Here is an 18,808-nt window from a genome sequence, read left to right on the forward strand (position 1 = left end):
TCAAACCCCTGCCTTCTCAAACTACCTGGAATCATATACAATAAAGATATGCGCCAATGTCGTCCAAGCATGACAAGTCTTCATGAAAAATGAAAAAAGGAGCGTGCGTTCAGTGGATAAACATCCCGCCGAAATGTATAAAGATCATTTACGGCCTTTTTTGTACAGTAAGCTTGAAGAGTTCAAAATCCTTGGCTACGATGATGTTGAGCACGAGAGTTTATGGTCATACTTAATACATAAAAAATGGAAAAAGAATGCTGAGCTGCCGCTGTATGAATTGGCCGGCGGTATTTTATCAGTGAAAATTGGCGATTTTATGAACTATGCAACCGTAGAAGCATTTAAGACGTCTAATTGGCTGGAAAGCGAAGAGGGCCAGGAAGCTTTGGACGAATTACTGAGATAGTGATTTGACGGCATAGGTTTAAGGAGGAAATACATAATGAAAAAAGGACGCTTGATTGCGTTTTTCCTGATTGTATTAGTAATCGGCACGGGGTTGGGGTATTTTACAAAACCGGCTGCAAACAATATTACATTAGGATTGGATTTGCGCGGCGGGTTTGAAGTTCTGTACGATGTGCAGCCCGTCAAAAAAGGCGATAAAATAACAAAAGATGTGCTCGTCAGCACGGTGGAGGCATTAAACCGCCGGGCCAACGTTCTCGGCGTCAGTGAGCCGAACATTCAAATCGAAGGGAATAACCGCATACGCGTTCAGCTTGCGGGTGTGACCAACCAGAACAGGGCGCGTGAAATCCTGTCAACGGAAGCGCAGCTCTCTTTCAGGGATACAAACGATAAGGAGCTTCTGAACGGTTCAGACCTTGTGGAAAACGGCGCGAAACAAACATTCAATCCTACGACGAACGAGCCGATCGTCAGCGTTAAGCTGAAGGATGCGGACAAGTTCGGAGAAGTGACGAAAAAAGTCATGAAAATGACGCCTAACAACCAACTTGTCATCTGGCTGGATTACAATAAAGGCGATTCATTTAAAAAAGAAGTCGGCAAAAAGCATCCGAAATATGTATCCGCTCCGAACGTGAGTCAGGAATTAAATACAAAGGATGTTACGATTGAAGGCCAATTCACCGTTCAAAAAGCAAAGGACTTGGCGAATATTTTAAATGCCGGCGCGCTGCCGGTTAAACTGACTGAAAAATATTCAACCTCAGTAGGGGCGCAATTCGGACAGCAGGCATTACATGACACAGTAGAAGCAGGAATCATCGGAATTGCACTGATTTTCTTATTTATGCTGCTTTTCTACCGATTGCCGGGACTCATTGCGGTCATTACGCTTTCTGTATATGTGTATATTACGCTCCAAGTCTTTGACTGGATGCAGGCAGTGCTGACGCTTCCTGGTATCGCGGCGCTTATTTTAGGTGTCGGGATGGCGGTTGACGCCAACATCATTACGTATGAACGGATTAAAGAAGAGCTGAAACTCGGGAAATCCGTCCGATCGGCATTCCGTTCCGGAAACAGACGGTCATTTGCAACGATTTTTGATGCGAATATCACAACAATCATCGCAGCGGTCGTGCTCTTCATATTCGGGACAAGCTCTGTAAGAGGGTTTGCCACGATGCTGATCCTGTCGATTTTGACAAGCTTCATTACGGCTGTCTTCCTTTCAAGATTTCTGCTGTCCCTTCTCGTGGAAAGCAGATGGCTCGACCGGAAAAAAGGCTGGTTCGGCGTTAATAAAAAACACATTATGGACATTCAAAAAACGGACGAAAACACAGAGCCGCATACGGCGTTCCAAAAATGGGACTTCACGAGCAAACGAAAATACTTCTTTATTTTCTCAAGCGCCGTTACCGTTGCGGGAATTATCATCTTACTCATCTTTAAGCTCAATCTGGGAATCGATTTTGCAAGCGGCGCGAGGATTGATGTACAAAGCAATCATTCCTTAACGGCGCAGCAGGTTGAACATGATTTTGACTCCCTCGGCATGAAGCCGGAAAACGTAGTGCTGTCGGGGAAAGAGAATCATGTTGCCGCGGCCCGGTTTGTCGGTGAGCCTTCTAAAGAAAAAATTGCCGAAATCAAAACGTATTTCAAAGATAAATACGGGGCGGAACCGAATGTCAGCACAGTATCGCCGACGGTAGGAAAAGAATTGGCCCGCAACGCCTTATACGCGGTGGCGATTGCTTCCATCGGCATCATTATTTACGTGTCGTTCCGGTTTGAGTACAGAATGGCTATCGCGGCAATCGTATCATTGCTGTATGACGCTTTCTTTATTGTTGCGTTTTTCAGCATCACAAGGCTTGAAGTTGATGTTACCTTTATTGCCGCGATTCTCACCATTATCGGTTACTCAATAAATGATACGATTGTTACATTTGACAGGGTTCGCGAGCATATGAAAAAGCGCAAGCCGAAATCATTTGCCGAATTGAATCACATCGTGAATTTGAGCTTGCAGCAAACCTTTACCCGTTCGATCAATACGGTCTTGACCGTTGTGATTGTTGTCGTGGTACTGCTCATTTTAGGCTCATCGTCCATTACAAACTTCTCTATCGCATTATTAATCGGTTTATTAACGGGCGTTTACTCCTCTCTTTACATTGCCGCACAGCTTTGGCTTGTATGGAAAGGAAAAGAGTTTACGAAGAAAAAATCAATCGAAGAATAACGGCAAGCAGGCTGTCTTTAGAAGGCAGCCTGCTTTTACGTTCATTGAACTTGAAACCGGCATTTGCTATAATGACATACGCTTACATAATCAATCATCATTGGAAAAACATGTAGGAGGGTTCTTATGAAGGTTCGTGAGTCGGAGCTTCCGGGCATCGGTCAGAAGGTCGAAATCATTACGAAAAATCAAGATAAAATCAGTATTATACTTCATAATGACGGCAGAAGAGAGCTCTATTATTTCGATGAGAACGATCATGAGGAATGTACGGCCTCTATTGAATTTAATGACGAAGAGGCAAGGCAGATTTCTGCGATATTAGGCGGAATGACGTATAAACCGAAACCGCTGGAATCTGTGGAAGTTGCGCTCGATGACCTGATTATTGAATGGTTTAAAACGGAGCCTCAAGCGCCGGCTGTCCGCCGCACCATCGGAGAATTGGATATAAAGAAGCATTACAATGTCCAAATCATTGCCATCGTGAAGAAAAATCAGCAAAAGCAGCTAAGCCCCGGCTTTGATACATTGATTGAAGAGGGAGATACTCTGGTGATATCCGGTGAAAGAAGCGGATTGAAAAAGCTGATTCGCGAACAGTTCACTGCTCAGGAAAACTGACATCTTAATGCAGGTTTACCAGCAGGAAGATAAGGGAACAACATGTAGAAATCAACAGTCTGGAGGCTGACGTATGAATAAACAATGGACGATTATATTTGCTCTGATATTTACCTTAATCGTCGCCATTTTCGCGGTCATTAATGTAAGGGCGGTTGAGGTTGATTATCTGTTCGGAACCTCTGAATGGCCGCTTATTTTAGTCATTTTAGGCTCCGTTTTAATGGGGGCGCTCATCGTCTTTTCCGTCGGGATTTTTCAAATTATGAAATTGAAGCGTGAAATTAAAATGCTGCGGAAAGAAAACCGATCCGCTCCGGAATTGACAGCTGAAACAAACGAAAAAAAACCTGCGGCGCAGCCGGAAGAAATGCTGAAAGAGAAAAAAGGATTAGAATAACATTTGAAACCCCTCAGTCCGCTCTAGTATAATAGGGTGGTTGAGGGGTGAATTTATGTTAGCGTCAAAAATGCGCTGGGAGATCCAGCAGCCAGATCAGGATAAGGTCAAATCACTCACAGAACAATTGGACATAACACCTCTTGTGGCGTCTCTGCTTGTGAAGAGAGGTTTTGACACTGCAGAAAGCGCAAGGCTGTTTTTACATACAAAGGATGCAGACTTTTATGATCCGTTTGAATTGAAAGGAATGCAGGAAGCGGTTGATCGGATTAAGCTGGCGGTTTCACGCGGTGAGCCGATTATGATTTATGGAGATTACGATGCCGACGGAGTCACAAGCACGTCAGTGATGCTGAAAACGCTCCGTCAGCTTTCGGCTAATGTTGATTTCTATATTCCGGACCGTTTTACAGAAGGTTACGGGCCGAATGAACATGCCTTCCGTTCCATAAAAGAGCGGGGATTTTCGCTTATTATCACGGTTGATACGGGCATTGCCGCCGTTCACGAAGCGGAGGTCGCGAAAGAGCTGGGCTTAGACGTCATTATCACCGACCATCATGAGCCGGGCCCTGCGCTTCCTGACGTTTATGCGATTGTCCACCCGAAGCAGCCCGGATGCAGCTATCCGTTTAAAGAATTGGCGGGCGTCGGTGTGGCGTTTAAGCTTGCCCATGCACTCACGGGCTCCTTGCCGGAAGCTCTCCTTGATTTAGCAGCTATCGGCACGATTGCAGATCTGGTGCCGCTTCATGATGAAAACAGATTAATCGCTTCGCTGGGAATAGAAAGGCTTCGGACAACAAACCGTCCGGGCTTGCAGGCTTTAATTAAGCTGTCCGGCGGAGATATCGGACAAGCAGATGAGGAAACGATCGGTTTTCAGGTCGCGCCGAGGCTTAATGCCGTCGGAAGACTTGAACAGGCAGATCCCGCCGTTCATCTGCTGATGACTGAAGACCTTTTTGAGGCGGAGGAACTGGCAGCAAATATCGACCAGCTGAATAAAGAGCGGCAGAAGTTGGTGAAAACCATGACGGAAGAGGCCGTTGAAATGGTTCAGCAGCAAAGCGGGAGCCTGTCGGCGATTGTTGTGGCAAAAGCCGGCTGGAATCCGGGGGTTGTCGGTATTGTTGCCTCCAAGCTTGCAGAGCGTTTTTACCGGCCTGCGGTTGTTCTGGGCATTGATGAAGAACAAGGGATTGCAAAAGGCTCTGCGCGGAGCATCAGGGGCTTTAATCTTTTTTCAAGCCTTTCAAACTGCAGAGATATTCTTCCCCATTTCGGCGGACATCCGATGGCTGCAGGGATGACGCTGAAGGCCGAAGATGTGCCTGATTTAAGGGACAGGCTTAATCAAATGGCTGAAGAAACGCTTACGGAAGAGGATTTTATCCCCGTTCAAGACGTTGATCTTGTTTGCGGTGTTGAAGACATTACCGTCGAGAGCATAACCGAAATGAATATGCTGTCGCCGTTTGGAATGCTAAATCCGAAACCGCATGTGATGGTGGAAAATGCGGTGCTGGAAGATGTCCGTCTGATCGGAGCGAATAAAAACCATGTAAAAATGACGGTGAAAAATGATTCCGCCATGCTTGATTGCGTCGGCTTTAACAAAGGCGAGCTTGAAGCGGGGCTTGTGCCCGGATCGAATATTACCATCGTCGGTGAAATGTCCATTAATGAATGGAACAACAGAAAGAAACCACAGCTTATGATTAAAGATGCTGCGGTTTTTGAATGGCAGCTTTTTGATGTAAGAGGCAAGCGGGCATGGGAAGAAACGGTCACTGCGCTTCCGAAGGATAAAAGAGTGCTGATCAGTTTTAACGGGAAAACGAATCAGCAGCTCCGGACAGAAGAGCTGCGCGGTGAGCTGTATGAAATCAAATCGGAGGCTGAGGCAAAAGCGCTTCAGCTTGACGGAAAATATGCCGTTTTTCTGGATGTGCCGCCATCAGCGGACTGGCTGAAAAGCTTGCTTAACGGAAAGAAACCGGAACGGATTTATTTTATTTTTATCAATCATGAAGAACATTTCCTGTCCTCATTTCCGTCGCGAAATGATTTCAAGTGGTTTTATGCGTTTCTCTTGAAAAGAGGCACTTTTGACTTGCAGAAGCATGGTTCAGATCTTGCAAGACACAGAGGTTGGTCAATTGACACAATCAATTTCATGACAAAGGTGTTTTTTGATCTAGGTTTTGTTAAAATAGAAGATGGTGTGCTGTCTGTAGTGAGCGGCGCGAAAAAACGCGATCTGGCAGACTCGCAAACCTATCAGGTAAAACAGCAGCTGATGGAATTAGACCAGAAGCTGAATTATTCCGCGGCCAAAGAGCTGAAGGAATGGCTGAATAAGCTGATGAATCAAGATTCAGAGGCTTATGAAAGTACGAGGAGGACATAGAACAGATGGATCTTAAAAAATACGTAACAATTGTGCCCGATTATCCGAAAGAGGGCGTGCAATTTAAAGATATTACGACATTGATGGACAAAGGCGACGTCTATCGATATGCGACTGACCAAATTGTTGAATATGCAAAAGAAAAAGAAATTGATTTAGTTGTCGGACCGGAAGCACGGGGCTTTATTATCGGCTGTCCTGTCGCATATGCGCTCGGAGTCGGCTTTGCGCCTGTCCGTAAAGAAGGAAAACTTCCGCGTGAAGTCATTAAAGTCGATTACGGCTTGGAGTACGGAAAAGACGTGCTGACCATTCATAAAGATGCCATTTTGCCCGGCCAGCGCGTGCTGATTACTGATGACTTATTGGCAACAGGCGGCACAATCGAGGCGACGATTAAGCTTGTTGAAGAGCTTGGCGGCGTCGTTGCGGGAATCGCGTTTTTAATTGAGCTTTCTTACCTTAACGGCAGAGAAAAGCTTGACGATTACGATATTTTAACGTTAATGAAATATTAACCGCATAATGGAAAAAGCACTCATGACCGGGTGCTTTTTTCCTATTATTTCATCATCCTGACAGAATCTTTAGGTGTTTTGAACTTCTGCCCTTTACATCTCTCGTTTTTTTCTTGATAATAAACTAATACAGTTTACATTTAAAAAAGGTGATTCCATGGCGAACGAACAAGTATTGACTGCCGAGCAAGTAATAGATAAAGCGCGCACCTATCTGCCGGAGGAGCAGATTGTGTTTGTTGAGAAAGCTTACCTGTACGCACATGACGCGCATCGCGAACAGTACCGCAAATCAGGTGAGCCGTACATCATCCACCCGATTCAAGTAGCGGGTATTCTCGTTGATCTTGAAATGGACCCATCCACAATTGCGGGCGGATTTTTGCATGATGTGGTGGAGGACACGGATGTCACCCTCGATGACCTGAAGGAAGCATTCTCAGAAGAAGTGGCGATGCTTGTAGACGGTGTAACGAAGCTCGGTAAAATTAAGTATAAATCTCAAGAAGAACAGCAGGCGGAAAACCATCGCAAAATGTTTGTCGCTATGGCTCAGGATATAAGAGTCATATTGATCAAGCTGGCGGATCGCCTTCATAATATGCGGACGTTAAAGCATCTTCCGCAGGAGAAACAGCGGAGAATTTCAAATGAAACACTTGAAATCTTTGCTCCTTTGGCACACCGCCTCGGGATTTCTAAAATTAAATGGGAGCTTGAGGATACCGCTCTCCGTTATTTGAATCCTCAGCAATATTACAGAATCGTAAACCTCATGAAGAAAAAGCGCGCGGAACGCGAACTTTATGTGGATGAGGTTGTCAATGAAGTGAAAAAACGTGTTGAAGAAGTCAATATCAAAGCTGACTTCTCAGGCCGTCCGAAGCATATTTACAGTATTTATCGCAAGATGGCGCTGCAAAACAAACAATTCAATGAAATATATGATCTGCTCGCCGTCCGTATTCTTGTCGGAAGCATTAAAGACTGCTACGCGGTGCTCGGCATAATTCACACTTGCTGGAAGCCGATGCCGGGCAGATTTAAAGATTATATTGCGATGCCTAAGCCAAACATGTATCAATCCCTTCACACGACTGTGATAGGGCCTAAAGGCGACCCGCTGGAAGTCCAGATCAGAACATTTGAGATGCATGAAATCGCTGAATACGGGGTTGCGGCTCACTGGGCATATAAAGAAGGCAAGGCGGCAAACGAAGAAGCGACTTTTGAGAAAAAGCTTTCCTGGTTCCGTGAAATATTGGAATTCCAAAACGAATCAACCGATGCGGAAGAATTTATGGAATCATTAAAAATTGATTTGTTTTCTGACATGGTATACGTGTTTACGCCAAAAGGCGATGTCATAGAGCTTCCGTCAGGCTCTGTTCCGATCGACTTTTCCTACAGAATTCACTCGGAAATCGGCAATAAAACGATCGGAGCGAAAGTCAACGGGAAAATGGTGACGCTTGATCATAAGCTGAGAACGGGAGACATTGTCGAGATTTTGACTTCCAAGCATTCGTACGGACCGAGCCAAGACTGGGTCAAACTCGCCCAGACATCGCAGGCGAAACATAAAATCCGCCAGTTCTTTAAAAAACAGCGGCGTGAAGAAAACGTCGAAAAGGGCCGTGAGCTGGTCGAAAAAGAAATCAAAAACCTTGATTTTGAAGTGAAGGATGTTTTAACGCTCGAAAATCTTCAAAAGGTTGCCGATAAGTTCAATTTCTCAAATGAAGAGGATATGTATGCCGCGGTCGGTTATAACGGCATCACTGCTTTGCAGGTGGCCAACAGGCTCACCGAAAAAGAACGGAAACTGCGTGATCAGGAAGAGCAGGAAAAAATCGTTCAAGAGGTTACTGCCGAGCCTAAACAGTATCCGCAAGGGAGAAAACGGGAAGCGGGTGTCCGCGTAAAAGGCATTGACAACCTTCTCGTTCGTTTGTCAAAATGCTGCAACCCGGTGCCTGGAGACCATATTGTCGGCTTTATTACAAAGGGCCGCGGTGTATCCGTTCACCGTGACGACTGTCCGAACGTGAAAACCAATGAAGCGCAGGAGCGTCTGATTCCAGTCGAATGGGAGCATGAATCACAGGTTCAAAAGCGCAAGGAATATAATGTTGAAATCGAGATTTTAGGCTATGACCGCCGCGGGCTGTTAAACGAGGTGCTTCAAGCCGTAAATGAAACGAAAACAAATATATCATCTGTTTCCGGCAAATCCGACCGCAATAAAGTGGCAACGATTCATATGGCGATTTTTATTCAAAACATCAATCATCTGCACAAAGTGGTCGAGCGGATCAAGCAGATCAGAGACATTTATTCAGTACGCCGGGTAATGAATTAAAAGGAGCTTACAATGAGATTAGTTGTTCAGCGCGTAACAGAAGCTAGCGTGACAGTTGACGGTGCCGAAGTCGGCCGGATCGGTCCCGGCATTATGGCGCTTGTCGGTGTCACTCATGAAGATACTGCGGAAGATGCCGCTTATTTAGCTGAAAAAATTGTTAAACTGCGGATTTTTGACGATGAAAGCGGGAAGATGAATTTATCGCTTTTAGACATAGGCGGAGAGCTTTTATCAGTCTCACAGTTTACGCTTTACGGTGAGACGAAAAAAGGGCGCCGCCCGAATTTTATGAATGCGGCCAAACCGGATCAGGCTCTGCACCTTTATGAGAAATGGAACGACTTTCTTCGTGAAAAAGGGATCAAAGTCGAAACCGGAACATTCGGAGCCATGATGGATGTTCAGCTGACAAACTCAGGACCGGTCACATTGATTATGGATTCTAAACAATAAAAAAGCTGCCAAACGGCAGCTTTTTTTGTTACTGAAAATAATGTTCCAATCCGCTTTCGATTCCGTCAGTCACCTTTTCCTGGTAAGAACCGCTATGTAAAATCGTTTCCTCTTGCGGATGGCTGAGATAGCCGAGCTCATACAGCATGGCAGGCCGTTTGTTTTCTCTCAGCACGTAATAGTCTCCGAATAATACGCCGCGGTCGGGAATAGCCGAGCGCTTAACCACTTCGGAGTGAACGTCTGAGGCAAGCTCACGATCCTTTGACGGACTGTAATAATAAGCCGTGCTGCCCCGGGTTGACGTATCAGCATAGCTGTCATAGTGAATGCTGATGAAGGCATCTGCATTCCGGTAATGAGAAGTTGAAACACGTGACTGCAGGCTGATAAACGTATCATCCTGCCTTGTGACATACACATTTGCACCGGCAGCCCTCAATTTTCCTGCTAAAAGCTTAGCGGTTTTAATCGTTAAGTTTTTTTCGAATTGTCCCGAGTAGCCGATCGTTCCGCTGTCTTTTCCGCCGTGTCCTGGGTCAACGACAATCGTTTTGTTTTTGAGGGATCCGTTTCCGCCTGAGGCTTTAGGAGCCGGTGCTTCGCCGGATTCCTCCCCGGTTTTTGACGTTTGGACGACCCAGTTGGCCACATAAGCCGATTGGCCGTTTTCAAGCCGGACTTCATACCATTTGCCGCTCGAGCCGATAATAGGGTAGGATGCGCCCTTATTGGCCCGTTCCACGATGGAAGCAGAGGTCGAGGCCGAGCTTCTTAAATTCGTCCCGCCGTAAACGATATATGCTTTTTTCACGGAGCTTGAGCTGTCAGAGCCGCCCGAGCCGGAAGCGCTGTCTGATGAATCAGACTCCCTTAAGATGTAGTGGCTCGCCGCCCAGCCCTTTTGCCCGTTTGCTTCAATATTCACCCACCCGTGGTCTTCGCTCAAAATCGCTACCTTTGTTCCGCGGGATAATTTTGTGATAATTGCTGAACCATGTGACGCTGCGCTTCTGACATTCAACGAGGAAACGCCGACCGTCCCGCTCTTTGAACCGCTCTGGGATGAATTCTCTTTCGTCTCCCGTCCGCCGCTTTCCGCTGTGACGTAATCGGAAGAAACCCATCCTGCCGTACCTTGATAAGAAATTTTCACCCATCCGGTGTCTTTATCAAGCACGGACGCATGTGCGCCTTGCGGAAGCTTGCCGATGACTTCATACGAAGTCCCGGGCCCTTTTCTGATACGGAGGTCAGGGTCAGTGGAAGTGACTGTTCCGCTTTGTGCGGACGCACTGCTTGTCCCCCCGGTTGTTTTTGATATCAGCCAGGAGACGACCCATCCGGTTTTACCGGAGCTCAGCTGAATCTGCACCCAGTCACCCTCTTCTTTGAGGATCGGATATCTTTCTCCTTTTTTCACTTCAGCTATAATTCCATAGCTCAGGCCGGGACCGCCTCTGACATTGATCTTGTCTGTTGCGATGACGGCTTCTCCTTCTGCGGCAATAACGGTATGAAATGACGGGAGAAGTGCTGTGATGATGACGCTGCATAAAATAAGAGCAAGAGCTTTCTTATTCATGGCTGTCCTCCTTTCTGAACTAACTAAAATATATTCTTGTATAATATCGTAATTTCCTTGCTGAATGTTAAATAAAAATAAAATGATTTGTTTATACTAGTCGTAAATACAGCGAAAAGGTGTGCAAATCATGAAATATCAACCAAAAATGGGTCGCGCGCTGCACGATACAGAAGCAAATCTGCACTTCAGTGAACAGGCCGAGGCGGGACAGACCGGCTATCTTGAAGAGACGTCTTCAGAGTTCGGGCTCTTATCGAAAGAAGCCGTTTCAAAAAGAAACAGACGGAATAAAACTTGACAGAGCAGTGTAATCCCATTATTATAATAGAAATTGATGTACATAAGAAATTATAACTATTTGAACCGATAATGGAGAAGAGTAGGTAAGAATGCATGGAGAAGAGAGGAACCGTCCCGGGCTGAAAGCGGATCCGCACTGCATCTTTCTCGAAACAACACTCCGGAGGTTTCCTGCTGAACGCTTTTGCATGTTGATGCATCGGTTATTAGGCAGCGGACGTGAACCTGCGTTAAGGGCCAGAGCGGGGATGCTGAGGCATTCCAACTAGGGTGGCACCACGGGTATAACTCTCGTCCCTACTATACATGTATAGTAGGGGCGGGAGTTTTTTGATTTCATGTTTTTAAGAAAGACAATGAAGGAGGCCTGTAAAATGGCATATCACATTCCAAGAGGCACACAGGATATACTGCCGGGTGAATCAGACAGATGGCAGTTCGTTGAACAAATTATGAGAGACACATGCCGTACTTATCAATATAAAGAAATCCGCACGCCGATTTTTGAGCATACGGAACTGTTCGCCAGAGGCGTCGGTGAATCTACAGACATCGTGCAAAAAGAAATGTATACCTTTGAAGACCGAAAAGGCAGAAGCTTGACGCTTCGTCCTGAAGGCACGGCTGCTGCGGTGCGCGCGTTTAACGAAAATAAATTATTTGCGAATCCGGTTCAGCCGACGAAACTTTACTATGTCGGGCCGATGTTCCGTTATGAACGCCCGCAGACGGGACGCTTCCGCCAATTCTATCAATTCGGGATTGAAGCCATCGGTTCTAAAGATCCGGCCGTGGACGCAGAAGTAATCGCGCTTGCGATGAGCATTTACCGAAAAGCCGGCTTGAAAAATGTCAAGCTCGTGCTGAACAGCCTCGGTGATCAAAACAGCCGTCAGGCCTACCGGGAAGCGCTCGTCAAACATTTTGAACCGCGCATCGGCGAATTTTGTTCAGACTGCCAGTCACGACTGCACACGAATCCGCTCAGAATTCTCGATTGCAAAAAAGACAGAGATCATGAGCTTATGAAAACGGCACCGTCTATTCTTGATTATTTAAATGATGAATCGGCAGCTTATTTTCAAAAGGTGCAGCAATATATAACAGCGCTCGGCATTCCGTTTGAGATCGATCCGAACCTTGTCAGAGGGCTTGATTACTACAATCACACTGCGTTTGAAATCATGAGCAATGCAGAAGGTTTTGGGGCCATTACAACACTTGCCGGCGGCGGCCGCTATGACGGGCTTGTCGAGCAGATCGGCGGACCGGAAGCGCCGGGTATCGGTTTTGCGATGAGCATCGAGCGCCTCCTGGCAGCGATTGACGCCGAGAAAACGGAGCTTCCTGTCAATCAGGGAATTGACTGCTACATCGTCACACTTGGAGAAAAAGCGAAGGATCATTCCGTTTCTCTCGTGTACAAACTGAGAGAAGCCGGCATTTCAAGCGAAATTGATTATGAAAACAAAAAAATGAAGGGCCAATTCAAAACAGCTGACCGTCTGGGCTCGCGTTTTATAGCGATTTTAGGGGAAGACGAACTTGCCCAAAACAAAATCAATTTGAAAAATGCGGACACCGGAGAACAGCGTGAAGTGGTTTTAGATGAGCTGATACAAGTGTTAAAGGCAGATCAAAAGTAGTGAAGGAGAGGAACGCTATGTTTGGAAGAACATTTTATTGTGGCGATATCACTGAAAAATCGATTGGCGAATCCGTCAAACTGAAAGGATGGGTGCAGAAACGGCGTGATCTCGGCGGCTTGATCTTTATTGATTTGCGTGACCGTTCGGGCATTGTGCAAGTGGTATTTAATCCTGACGTATCAGCGGAAGCCCTTGCCGTTGCGGAAGGTATCAGAAATGAATACGTGCTTGATATCGAAGGAACGGTTGTTGCCCGTGAAGAAGGCACAGTGAATCAAAACTTGAAAACAGGCAAAATCGAAATTAAGGCTGAATCGGTAACGGTGCTGAGTGCGGCAAAAACACCGCCGTTTGTGATCAGCGATCAGGCGGATGACGTTTCAGAGGACGTCCGTTTGAAATACCGCTATTTGGATTTGCGCCGTCCGGCCATGTTCCAGACGCTGCAAATGCGTCATCAGGTAACGAAGGCGATCCGCCATTTCTTGGATGAAAATGGATTTCTTGATATTGAAACACCGATTTTAACGAAAAGCTCACCGGAAGGCGCACGTGATTACTTAGTGCCGAGCCGGGTGCATGAAGGAGAGTTTTACGCCCTTCCGCAATCACCGCAAATTTTTAAGCAGCTGCTGATGGTTTCAGGTTTTGAGCGTTATTATCAAGTGGCCCGCTGCTTCCGTGATGAAGACCTGCGTGCCGACCGTCAGCCTGAATTTACGCAAATCGATATCGAAATGTCCTTCATGAGCCAAGAAGACATCATGGCTCTCGCAGAAGAAATGATGGCGAAGGTCATGCTTGAAACGAAGGGCGTCGAAGTCTCACTTCCGCTTCCGCGCATGACCTACGATGAAGCCATGAACAGTTACGGTTCCGATAAACCGGATACACGCTTCGGCATGCTGCTGACGGATGTATCCGACATTGTGAAGGATACCGAATTTAAAGTGTTCTCATCAGCCGTTGCAAACGGCGGCGTTGTCAAAGCCATCAATGTCAAAGGCGCAGCCGGCGACTACTCCAGAAAGGATATCGATGCGCTCGGCGTATTTGCCGGAAACTACGGCGCCAAAGGCCTTGCATGGGTAAAAGTTGAAACTGAAGGCGTTAAAGGCCCGATTGCGAAATTCTTTGATGAAGAGAAGCAGGCGAAGCTGATTGAAGCGCTTGACGCTGCTGAAGGCGATTTGCTGCTGTTTGGCGCTGACAAGTTTGAGATTGTCGCCCAATCGCTTGGCGCACTTCGGTTGAAGCTCGGAAAAGAACGCGGCTTGATCGACGAAAGCCTCTTCAATTTCTTATGGGTCGTTGATTGGCCGCTATTAGAGCATGACGCGGAAGAAGGCCGTTTTTATGCGGCGCACCATCCGTTTACAATGCCTGTACGTGAAGATCTTGAGCTGATTGAAACCGCGCCTGAGGACATGAAGGCGCAAGCCTATGACCTTGTCTTAAACGGTTACGAACTTGGCGGCGGCTCGATCCGTATTTTCGAAAAGGATATTCAAGAAAAAATGTTTGCGCTCCTCGGCTTCACAAAAGAACAAGCGGTTGAGGAATTCGGGTATCTTCTCGAAGCATTTGAATACGGCGCTCCTCCGCACGGCGGAATTGCCCTTGGCTTGGACCGTTTGGTTATGCTTCTTGCGGGCCGCACGAATTTAAGAGATACAATCGCCTTCCCGAAAACGGCAAGCGCGAGCTGCCTGCTGACAGAAGCGCCGGGAGAAGTAAGCGACGCCCAGCTTGATGAACTTCACCTTTCTGTCAAAAGTAAAGTGAAAAATTAAGATGAGCAGTTTGTTTCTTGAAAATCAAAATCTGCTGTGATATGATTTTGACAAGTTAAATAAAGTCCTGATGTGTTAGTTGTATACCTAGTTTTGACCGAACATTTTTTTGATTTGGGAGCCCGCATTTTTAAATGGCGTACATGCCTCTTTTCATTCGGTAAAGAGGACTTACAAGATTTAAAAAAGGGCACCCACCTGCTGAGAGCGGGTTCAAAACGAAGGAAAGCTGCAACGGCACAATTGGGACTTTATTTTTTATGTCCTGAAACAGCGGCTTCTTTAAGCCGTGATCCTATAAAACCAGAATGTGGAGTGAGGTTCTTGTTACACCAGTTTTCCCGTAATGAGTTAGCGATTGGAAAAGAAGGGCTGGATACGTTGAAAAACAGCACAGTGGCCGTTCTCGGCGTCGGCGGAGTCGGTTCATTTGCAGCCGAAGCTTTGGCGAGATCAGGGGTAGGGCGCATCTTGCTTGTCGATAAAGATGACGTTGACATTACAAACGTAAACCGCCAAATACACGCGCTCTTGTCAACGGTGGGTCAGCCGAAGACGGATTTAATGAAAGCGCGGATTGCCGATATAAACCCCGATTGTGATGTCATTGCTTTAAAAATGTTTTATACGGAAGAGACGTATGAGCAATTTTTTGACTATCCTCTTGATTATGTCATTGATGCGTCAGATACCATTCATTATAAAATCCATTTAATGAAGGAATGCCTCAAACGGGACATTCCGTTAATCTCCAGCATGGGAGCGGCAAACAAGACAGACCCGACACGCTTTCAAATCGCTGATATTTCCAAAACGCATACTGATCCGATTGCCAAAGTCGTCCGGACAAGGCTTCGCAAAGAAGGAATTAAAAAAGGCGTACAGGTCATTTTTTCTGATGAAAGTCCGATCGTCATTCGGGAAGAGGTCAGAAAAGAAGTGGGGAATGATGAAGCGAAAATCCGCAAAGCGCAAATGCCGCCGTCTTCCAACGCTTTCGTTCCATCGGTGGCCGGCCTGATTATGGGCGGGCATGTCGTGATGGAACTTTTAAAGGATATTGAAATCAAACGAGTAAAAGATAAATAAAAAGAAAAACAGCCTTAGTCCTTAGTGAGTAAGGCTGTTTTTTATCTAAATAAATCCGCCGTTCACCCGAATCGTCTGGCCTGTCACCCATTCGGACTGTTCGCTGACGAGAAACCCGATTACGCCGGCAATGTCTTCTGCTTCTCCTAATCGGTGAAAAGCATTTGATTTTGTCAGCGCGGAAATTTGTTCTTCTGTTTTGTCTGCTATGAACAGCTCAGTATTGATCGGACCCGGCGCCACGGCGTTAATCGTAATGTTTTTAGCGCCGAATTCCTTCGCTAATTGTCTTGTGAATTGTTCTGCCGCGCCTTTTGTGCCTGCGTACACGCTGTACCCGGGGAACATCTGACCGAGGACGGATGTGGATATATTAATGATCCTGCCGCCGTCTTCCATATATTTCATTGCCTGCTGACAGGCAAAAAATGTCCCTTTGGCGTTGATGGAAAAGTGGCGGTCGAATTCCTCTTCGGTAACGTCTTTCAGCATCGTCGTTTTCATCATTCCGGCATTGTTCACAAGAATATCGACTTTTCCGAATGTGCTGATCGTTTCTGTAAAAAGGCGTTCAATTTCAGGAAGCTTGCTGATATCCGCTTTGATGGCTTTGGCTTCTCCGCCTTTTGCGCGAATTCCTTTCACAACGGCTTCAGCTTGCTCAGAATGGTTTGCGTAGTTCACAGCGACCTTTATGCCTGAACTGGCGAGCTGTTCGGCTATGACTTTTCCAATTCCTCTTGAAGCACCCGTGACAATAGCCGTTTTTCCGTTGACGTCAGTCATGTTCTTTTCCTCCCTTTTTTAAGAAACCTTCACTGATCAGCTTCCATACTTGCTCAAAATCTTCCCGGATAGTTTCACCATTCCATTCATAAGCATGGGCGGGATGATGAAAACGCGCCGTCGCATAAAAAACAGAGCAGGCAAGGTCATCTGCGATAGACTGGAACGTATCATTTTCCATTCCTTTTTGGATTATGCTTCTGATTTGCCCGATGATCGTTTTGATATGCCGGCTGATGAGACCGGCAGAGCGGGCTGTCACCTCGGCATACATGTCAAACATTTCCGGAACTTGTTTTGCGTACGTTTGTTTCAGTGAAATGAGCTTAAGCACGTACGCTTTTAACAGCATATCAGGTGATTCATTTTCTGAATCTGTTAACAGACTTTGAAGAGGGGCTGAAATCTGTTCTTTAAGCCAGCGCTCCGTTACGGCTTCTTTTAATGCCGTTTTGCTGGGGTAGTACCTGTAGATCGTTCCGTGACTTACGTTCAGGGCTTTTGCAATATCGGTGACAGAGGTTTTTTTCGGCCCGAATCGCCGTAACGTGTGTTCAGCGGCGTCTAATATTTCTCTTTTGTTTACCTTTTCATTCATGTAAATACCGCCTCCTGATAGGATCATAGCACATGAAGATAACAAATGACATATTTTAATTTTTGTCATTTGTTTTTTTGTATAAAAAAGACAAGAACACATCGTTGTGTCCTTGCCTGATTATTTTTTCTGTTTCATTAATTTTTCATATACCTGCTTTATAGCTGCTTCGAACTTACCCGTTTGTTTCGGCTTATAATATTGCTTGTTTTTTAGCGGGTCGGGCAAGTATTGCTGCTCTACCCAGCCGTTCTCAAAGTTGTGCGGATATTCATAGCCGATTCCGCGTCCGAGCTCTTCCGCCCCTTTATAATGCGCATCCTTTAAATGCTTCGGCACGTCTCCGATTTTTCCCGACCGGATATCCTTGATCGCTTCATCAACGGCTAAAATGGCGGAGTTGGATTTTGGTGAAAGGCACAGCTCAATGACCGCGTTAGCCAGCGGTATTCTCGCTTCAGGGAAGCCGATCCGCTCTGCGGTCTGAATGGCGCTCAGCACCCTGGCCCCGGCCTGCGGGCTTGCAAGTCCGATATCTTCATAGGCGATGACAAGAAGCCGCCGTGATATGCTTTCAAGGTCTCCCGCTTCAATAAGGCGCGCCAAATAGTGAAGGGCCGCGTTTGCGTCAGAGCCGCGAATCGATTTCTGGAACGCGGATAAGACGTCATAATGTGCATCTCCGTCTTTATCATGGGAAAAGCTTTTTTTCTGGAGGCATTCTTCCGCAGTTTCAAGCGTAATGCGGATGGTGCCGCCGTCGGACTCTTTCGTTGATAACACGGCGAGCTCAAGCGCGTTTAAGGCTGAACGGACATCTCCGCCGCAGCCGCCGGCGAAATGATCCATCGCTTCGTCATCGACGGCAACGCGGTAAGAACCGAGTCCCCGGTGTTCATCTGTCAGCGCTCTTGTCAGCGCCTGTTTGATTAAATCAGGCGTTAAAGGTTCAAGCTCAAATATTTGCGTCCGGCTTCTGATGGCCGGGTTAATGGCGTGGTAGGGATTGGCTGTCGTTGCGCCGATTAAGATAATCATGCCGTTTTCTAAATAAGGCAGCAGAAAATCCTGTTTTCCCTTATCAAGCCTGTGAACTTCATCAAGTATTAAAATGACCTGCCCGGACATTTTCGCTTCCTGAACGACAATCTCCATGTCCTTTTTGTTGTGAATCACGGCATTCAGTTTCCGGAATGCGATGCTTGTCGAGCCTGCGATGGCAGTGGCTATCGAAGTCTTGCCGATCCCCGGAGGCCCGTACAGGATCATGGATGATAAATGCTTGGCACGCACCATTCTGCCGATGATTTTATCTTCTTTGACCAAATGCTCTTGGCCGATAATATCTTCTATTTTGGTAGGACGCATCCGATACGCCAATGGCTTCATGATCATCTCTCCTTACATATACAGGGTAACGGAAAAATAACGATTAGAAAAGGGGGGGTGTCTCAGTCCGCGTGAGCCAATGAAAATTAGGGTAAGTTATGTTATAATAACAGTTGGTCTATAAGACACTAAACAGATTATTCATATCCATTTACTTGTATAAATTAACAATTAG

16 protein-coding genes, 1 other RNA gene and 1 other annotated feature are annotated in these 18,808 nt (G+C 46.3%); of the genes, 13 read left to right on the top strand and 4 right to left on the bottom strand.

All coding sequences use genetic code 11. The features are described 5' to 3' along the window. The first annotated feature begins 112 nt into the window (after nucleotides 1-112). From J7E26_RS09840 to dtd, 8 genes are all read left to right on the top strand, one after another. The gene (locus J7E26_RS09840; RefSeq protein WP_214798155.1) at nucleotides 113-409 is read left to right on the top strand and encodes a post-transcriptional regulator; all 297 of its coding nucleotides are present in this window, start codon (nucleotides 113-115) and stop codon (nucleotides 407-409) included. Between the two features lie 36 nt (nucleotides 410-445). Continuing rightward, nucleotides 446-2,665 (top strand): protein translocase subunit SecDF, encoded by a 2,220-nt coding sequence (gene secDF / locus J7E26_RS09845; RefSeq protein WP_214798157.1) that lies wholly within the window; start codon nucleotides 446-448, stop codon nucleotides 2,663-2,665. A 126-nt stretch (nucleotides 2,666-2,791) separates the two neighbouring features. Beyond that, complete coding sequence (locus tag J7E26_RS09850) at nucleotides 2,792-3,289, top strand: cation:proton antiporter regulatory subunit (RefSeq protein ID WP_214798159.1); 498 nt, start codon at nucleotides 2,792-2,794, stop codon at nucleotides 3,287-3,289. A gap of 73 nt (nucleotides 3,290-3,362) precedes the next feature. After that, entirely contained in the window at nucleotides 3,363-3,689 is a 327-nt protein-coding gene (locus tag J7E26_RS09855; RefSeq protein WP_214813303.1) for a LapA family protein, read from the top strand. Nucleotides 3,690-3,744: 55 nt separating this feature from the next. Next, nucleotides 3,745-6,105, top strand: a complete 2,361-nt coding sequence (gene recJ / locus J7E26_RS09860; RefSeq protein ID WP_214798161.1) for a single-stranded-DNA-specific exonuclease RecJ — start codon at nucleotides 3,745-3,747, stop codon at nucleotides 6,103-6,105. Between the two features lie 5 nt (nucleotides 6,106-6,110). Then, entirely contained in the window at nucleotides 6,111-6,623 is a 513-nt protein-coding gene (locus J7E26_RS09865) for an adenine phosphoribosyltransferase (RefSeq protein ID WP_214798163.1), read from the top strand. Nucleotides 6,624-6,780: 157 nt separating this feature from the next. Next, nucleotides 6,781-8,985, top strand: a complete 2,205-nt coding sequence (gene relA / locus J7E26_RS09870; RefSeq protein ID WP_214798165.1) for a RelA/SpoT family protein — start codon at nucleotides 6,781-6,783, stop codon at nucleotides 8,983-8,985. A 12-nt stretch (nucleotides 8,986-8,997) separates the two neighbouring features. Further along, nucleotides 8,998-9,441, top strand: coding sequence for a D-aminoacyl-tRNA deacylase (gene dtd / locus J7E26_RS09875; protein ID WP_214798166.1), 444 nt, complete (start codon nucleotides 8,998-9,000; stop codon nucleotides 9,439-9,441). 28 nt (nucleotides 9,442-9,469) lie between these two features. Here dtd and J7E26_RS09880 read toward each other — a convergent pair whose 3' ends face one another. Next, nucleotides 9,470-11,026, bottom strand: coding sequence for an N-acetylmuramoyl-L-alanine amidase family protein (locus tag J7E26_RS09880; protein WP_214798168.1), 1,557 nt, complete (start codon nucleotides 11,024-11,026; stop codon nucleotides 9,470-9,472). A gap of 130 nt (nucleotides 11,027-11,156) precedes the next feature. On the opposite strand from J7E26_RS09880, the gene J7E26_RS09885 reads away from it, so the two are divergent. The 5 genes from J7E26_RS09885 to J7E26_RS09905 all read left to right on the top strand — a co-directional run bounded on the left by J7E26_RS09885 (nucleotide 11,157) and on the right by J7E26_RS09905 (nucleotide 15,860). Further along, nucleotides 11,157-11,327: a YrzK family protein gene (locus J7E26_RS09885; protein WP_214798170.1), complete on the top strand. Its 171-nt coding sequence runs from the start codon at nucleotides 11,157-11,159 to the stop codon at nucleotides 11,325-11,327. A 59-nt stretch (nucleotides 11,328-11,386) separates the two neighbouring features. Continuing rightward, nucleotides 11,387-11,631: a binding site (T-box leader), on the top strand. A 72-nt stretch (nucleotides 11,632-11,703) separates the two neighbouring features. Next, nucleotides 11,704-12,975, top strand: coding sequence for a histidine--tRNA ligase (gene hisS / locus J7E26_RS09890; RefSeq protein ID WP_214798172.1), 1,272 nt, complete (start codon nucleotides 11,704-11,706; stop codon nucleotides 12,973-12,975). A gap of 17 nt (nucleotides 12,976-12,992) precedes the next feature. Beyond that, a complete protein-coding gene (gene aspS, locus J7E26_RS09895) occupies nucleotides 12,993-14,771 on the top strand; it encodes an aspartate--tRNA ligase (protein WP_214798174.1) in 1,779 nt (592 codons plus the stop codon). Between the two features lie 61 nt (nucleotides 14,772-14,832). After that, a non-coding RNA gene (gene ssrS, locus J7E26_RS09900) (6S RNA) lies at nucleotides 14,833-15,025 on the top strand. A 70-nt stretch (nucleotides 15,026-15,095) separates the two neighbouring features. Next, nucleotides 15,096-15,860, top strand: a complete 765-nt coding sequence (locus J7E26_RS09905; RefSeq protein ID WP_214798176.1) for a tRNA threonylcarbamoyladenosine dehydratase — start codon at nucleotides 15,096-15,098, stop codon at nucleotides 15,858-15,860. 45 nt (nucleotides 15,861-15,905) lie between these two features. Here J7E26_RS09905 and J7E26_RS09910 read toward each other — a convergent pair whose 3' ends face one another. The 3 genes from J7E26_RS09910 to J7E26_RS09920 all read right to left on the bottom strand — a co-directional run bounded on the left by J7E26_RS09910 (nucleotide 15,906) and on the right by J7E26_RS09920 (nucleotide 18,633). After that, on the bottom strand, nucleotides 15,906-16,646 hold the full coding sequence (locus J7E26_RS09910) for an SDR family oxidoreductase (protein WP_214798178.1): 741 nt from the start codon (nucleotides 16,644-16,646) through the stop codon (nucleotides 15,906-15,908). Continuing rightward, nucleotides 16,639-17,244 (bottom strand): TetR/AcrR family transcriptional regulator, encoded by a 606-nt coding sequence (locus J7E26_RS09915; protein WP_214798180.1) that lies wholly within the window; start codon nucleotides 17,242-17,244, stop codon nucleotides 16,639-16,641. The genes J7E26_RS09910 and J7E26_RS09915 overlap by 8 nt, the downstream gene beginning before the upstream one ends. A gap of 120 nt (nucleotides 17,245-17,364) precedes the next feature. Then, nucleotides 17,365-18,633, bottom strand: coding sequence for a replication-associated recombination protein A (locus J7E26_RS09920; protein WP_214798182.1), 1,269 nt, complete (start codon nucleotides 18,631-18,633; stop codon nucleotides 17,365-17,367). Nucleotides 18,634-18,808 lie beyond the last annotated feature (175 nt).

It is taken from the genome of Bacillus sp. ISL-51, assembly GCF_018613535.1.
In the GTDB taxonomy this organism is placed as follows: Bacteria; Bacillota; Bacilli; order Bacillales; family Bacillaceae; genus Bacillus.

What these genes read in the sequence shown, in the direction of transcription:
- secDF (WP_214798157.1), top strand. Translation starts at nt 446, where the DNA reads ATGAAAAAAGGACGCTTGATTGCGTTTTTCCTGATTGTATTAGTAATC.
- J7E26_RS09850 (WP_214798159.1), top strand. Translation starts at nt 2,792, where the DNA reads ATGAAGGTTCGTGAGTCGGAGCTTCCGGGCATCGGTCAGAAGGTCGAA.
- J7E26_RS09855 (WP_214813303.1), top strand. Translation starts at nt 3,363, where the DNA reads ATGAATAAACAATGGACGATTATATTTGCTCTGATATTTACCTTAATC.
- recJ (WP_214798161.1), top strand. Translation starts at nt 3,745, where the DNA reads ATGTTAGCGTCAAAAATGCGCTGGGAGATCCAGCAGCCAGATCAGGAT.
- J7E26_RS09865 (WP_214798163.1), top strand. Translation starts at nt 6,111, where the DNA reads ATGGATCTTAAAAAATACGTAACAATTGTGCCCGATTATCCGAAAGAG.
- relA (WP_214798165.1), top strand. Translation starts at nt 6,781, where the DNA reads ATGGCGAACGAACAAGTATTGACTGCCGAGCAAGTAATAGATAAAGCG.
- dtd (WP_214798166.1), top strand. Translation starts at nt 8,998, where the DNA reads ATGAGATTAGTTGTTCAGCGCGTAACAGAAGCTAGCGTGACAGTTGAC.
- J7E26_RS09880 (WP_214798168.1), bottom strand. Translation starts at nt 11,026, where the DNA reads ATGAATAAGAAAGCTCTTGCTCTTATTTTATGCAGCGTCATCATCACA.
- J7E26_RS09885 (WP_214798170.1), top strand. Translation starts at nt 11,157, where the DNA reads ATGAAATATCAACCAAAAATGGGTCGCGCGCTGCACGATACAGAAGCA.
- hisS (WP_214798172.1), top strand. Translation starts at nt 11,704, where the DNA reads ATGGCATATCACATTCCAAGAGGCACACAGGATATACTGCCGGGTGAA.
- aspS (WP_214798174.1), top strand. Translation starts at nt 12,993, where the DNA reads ATGTTTGGAAGAACATTTTATTGTGGCGATATCACTGAAAAATCGATT.
- J7E26_RS09910 (WP_214798178.1), bottom strand. Translation starts at nt 16,646, where the DNA reads ATGACTGACGTCAACGGAAAAACGGCTATTGTCACGGGTGCTTCAAGA.
- J7E26_RS09915 (WP_214798180.1), bottom strand. Translation starts at nt 17,244, where the DNA reads ATGAATGAAAAGGTAAACAAAAGAGAAATATTAGACGCCGCTGAACAC.
- J7E26_RS09920 (WP_214798182.1), bottom strand. Translation starts at nt 18,633, where the DNA reads ATGAAGCCATTGGCGTATCGGATGCGTCCTACCAAAATAGAAGATATT.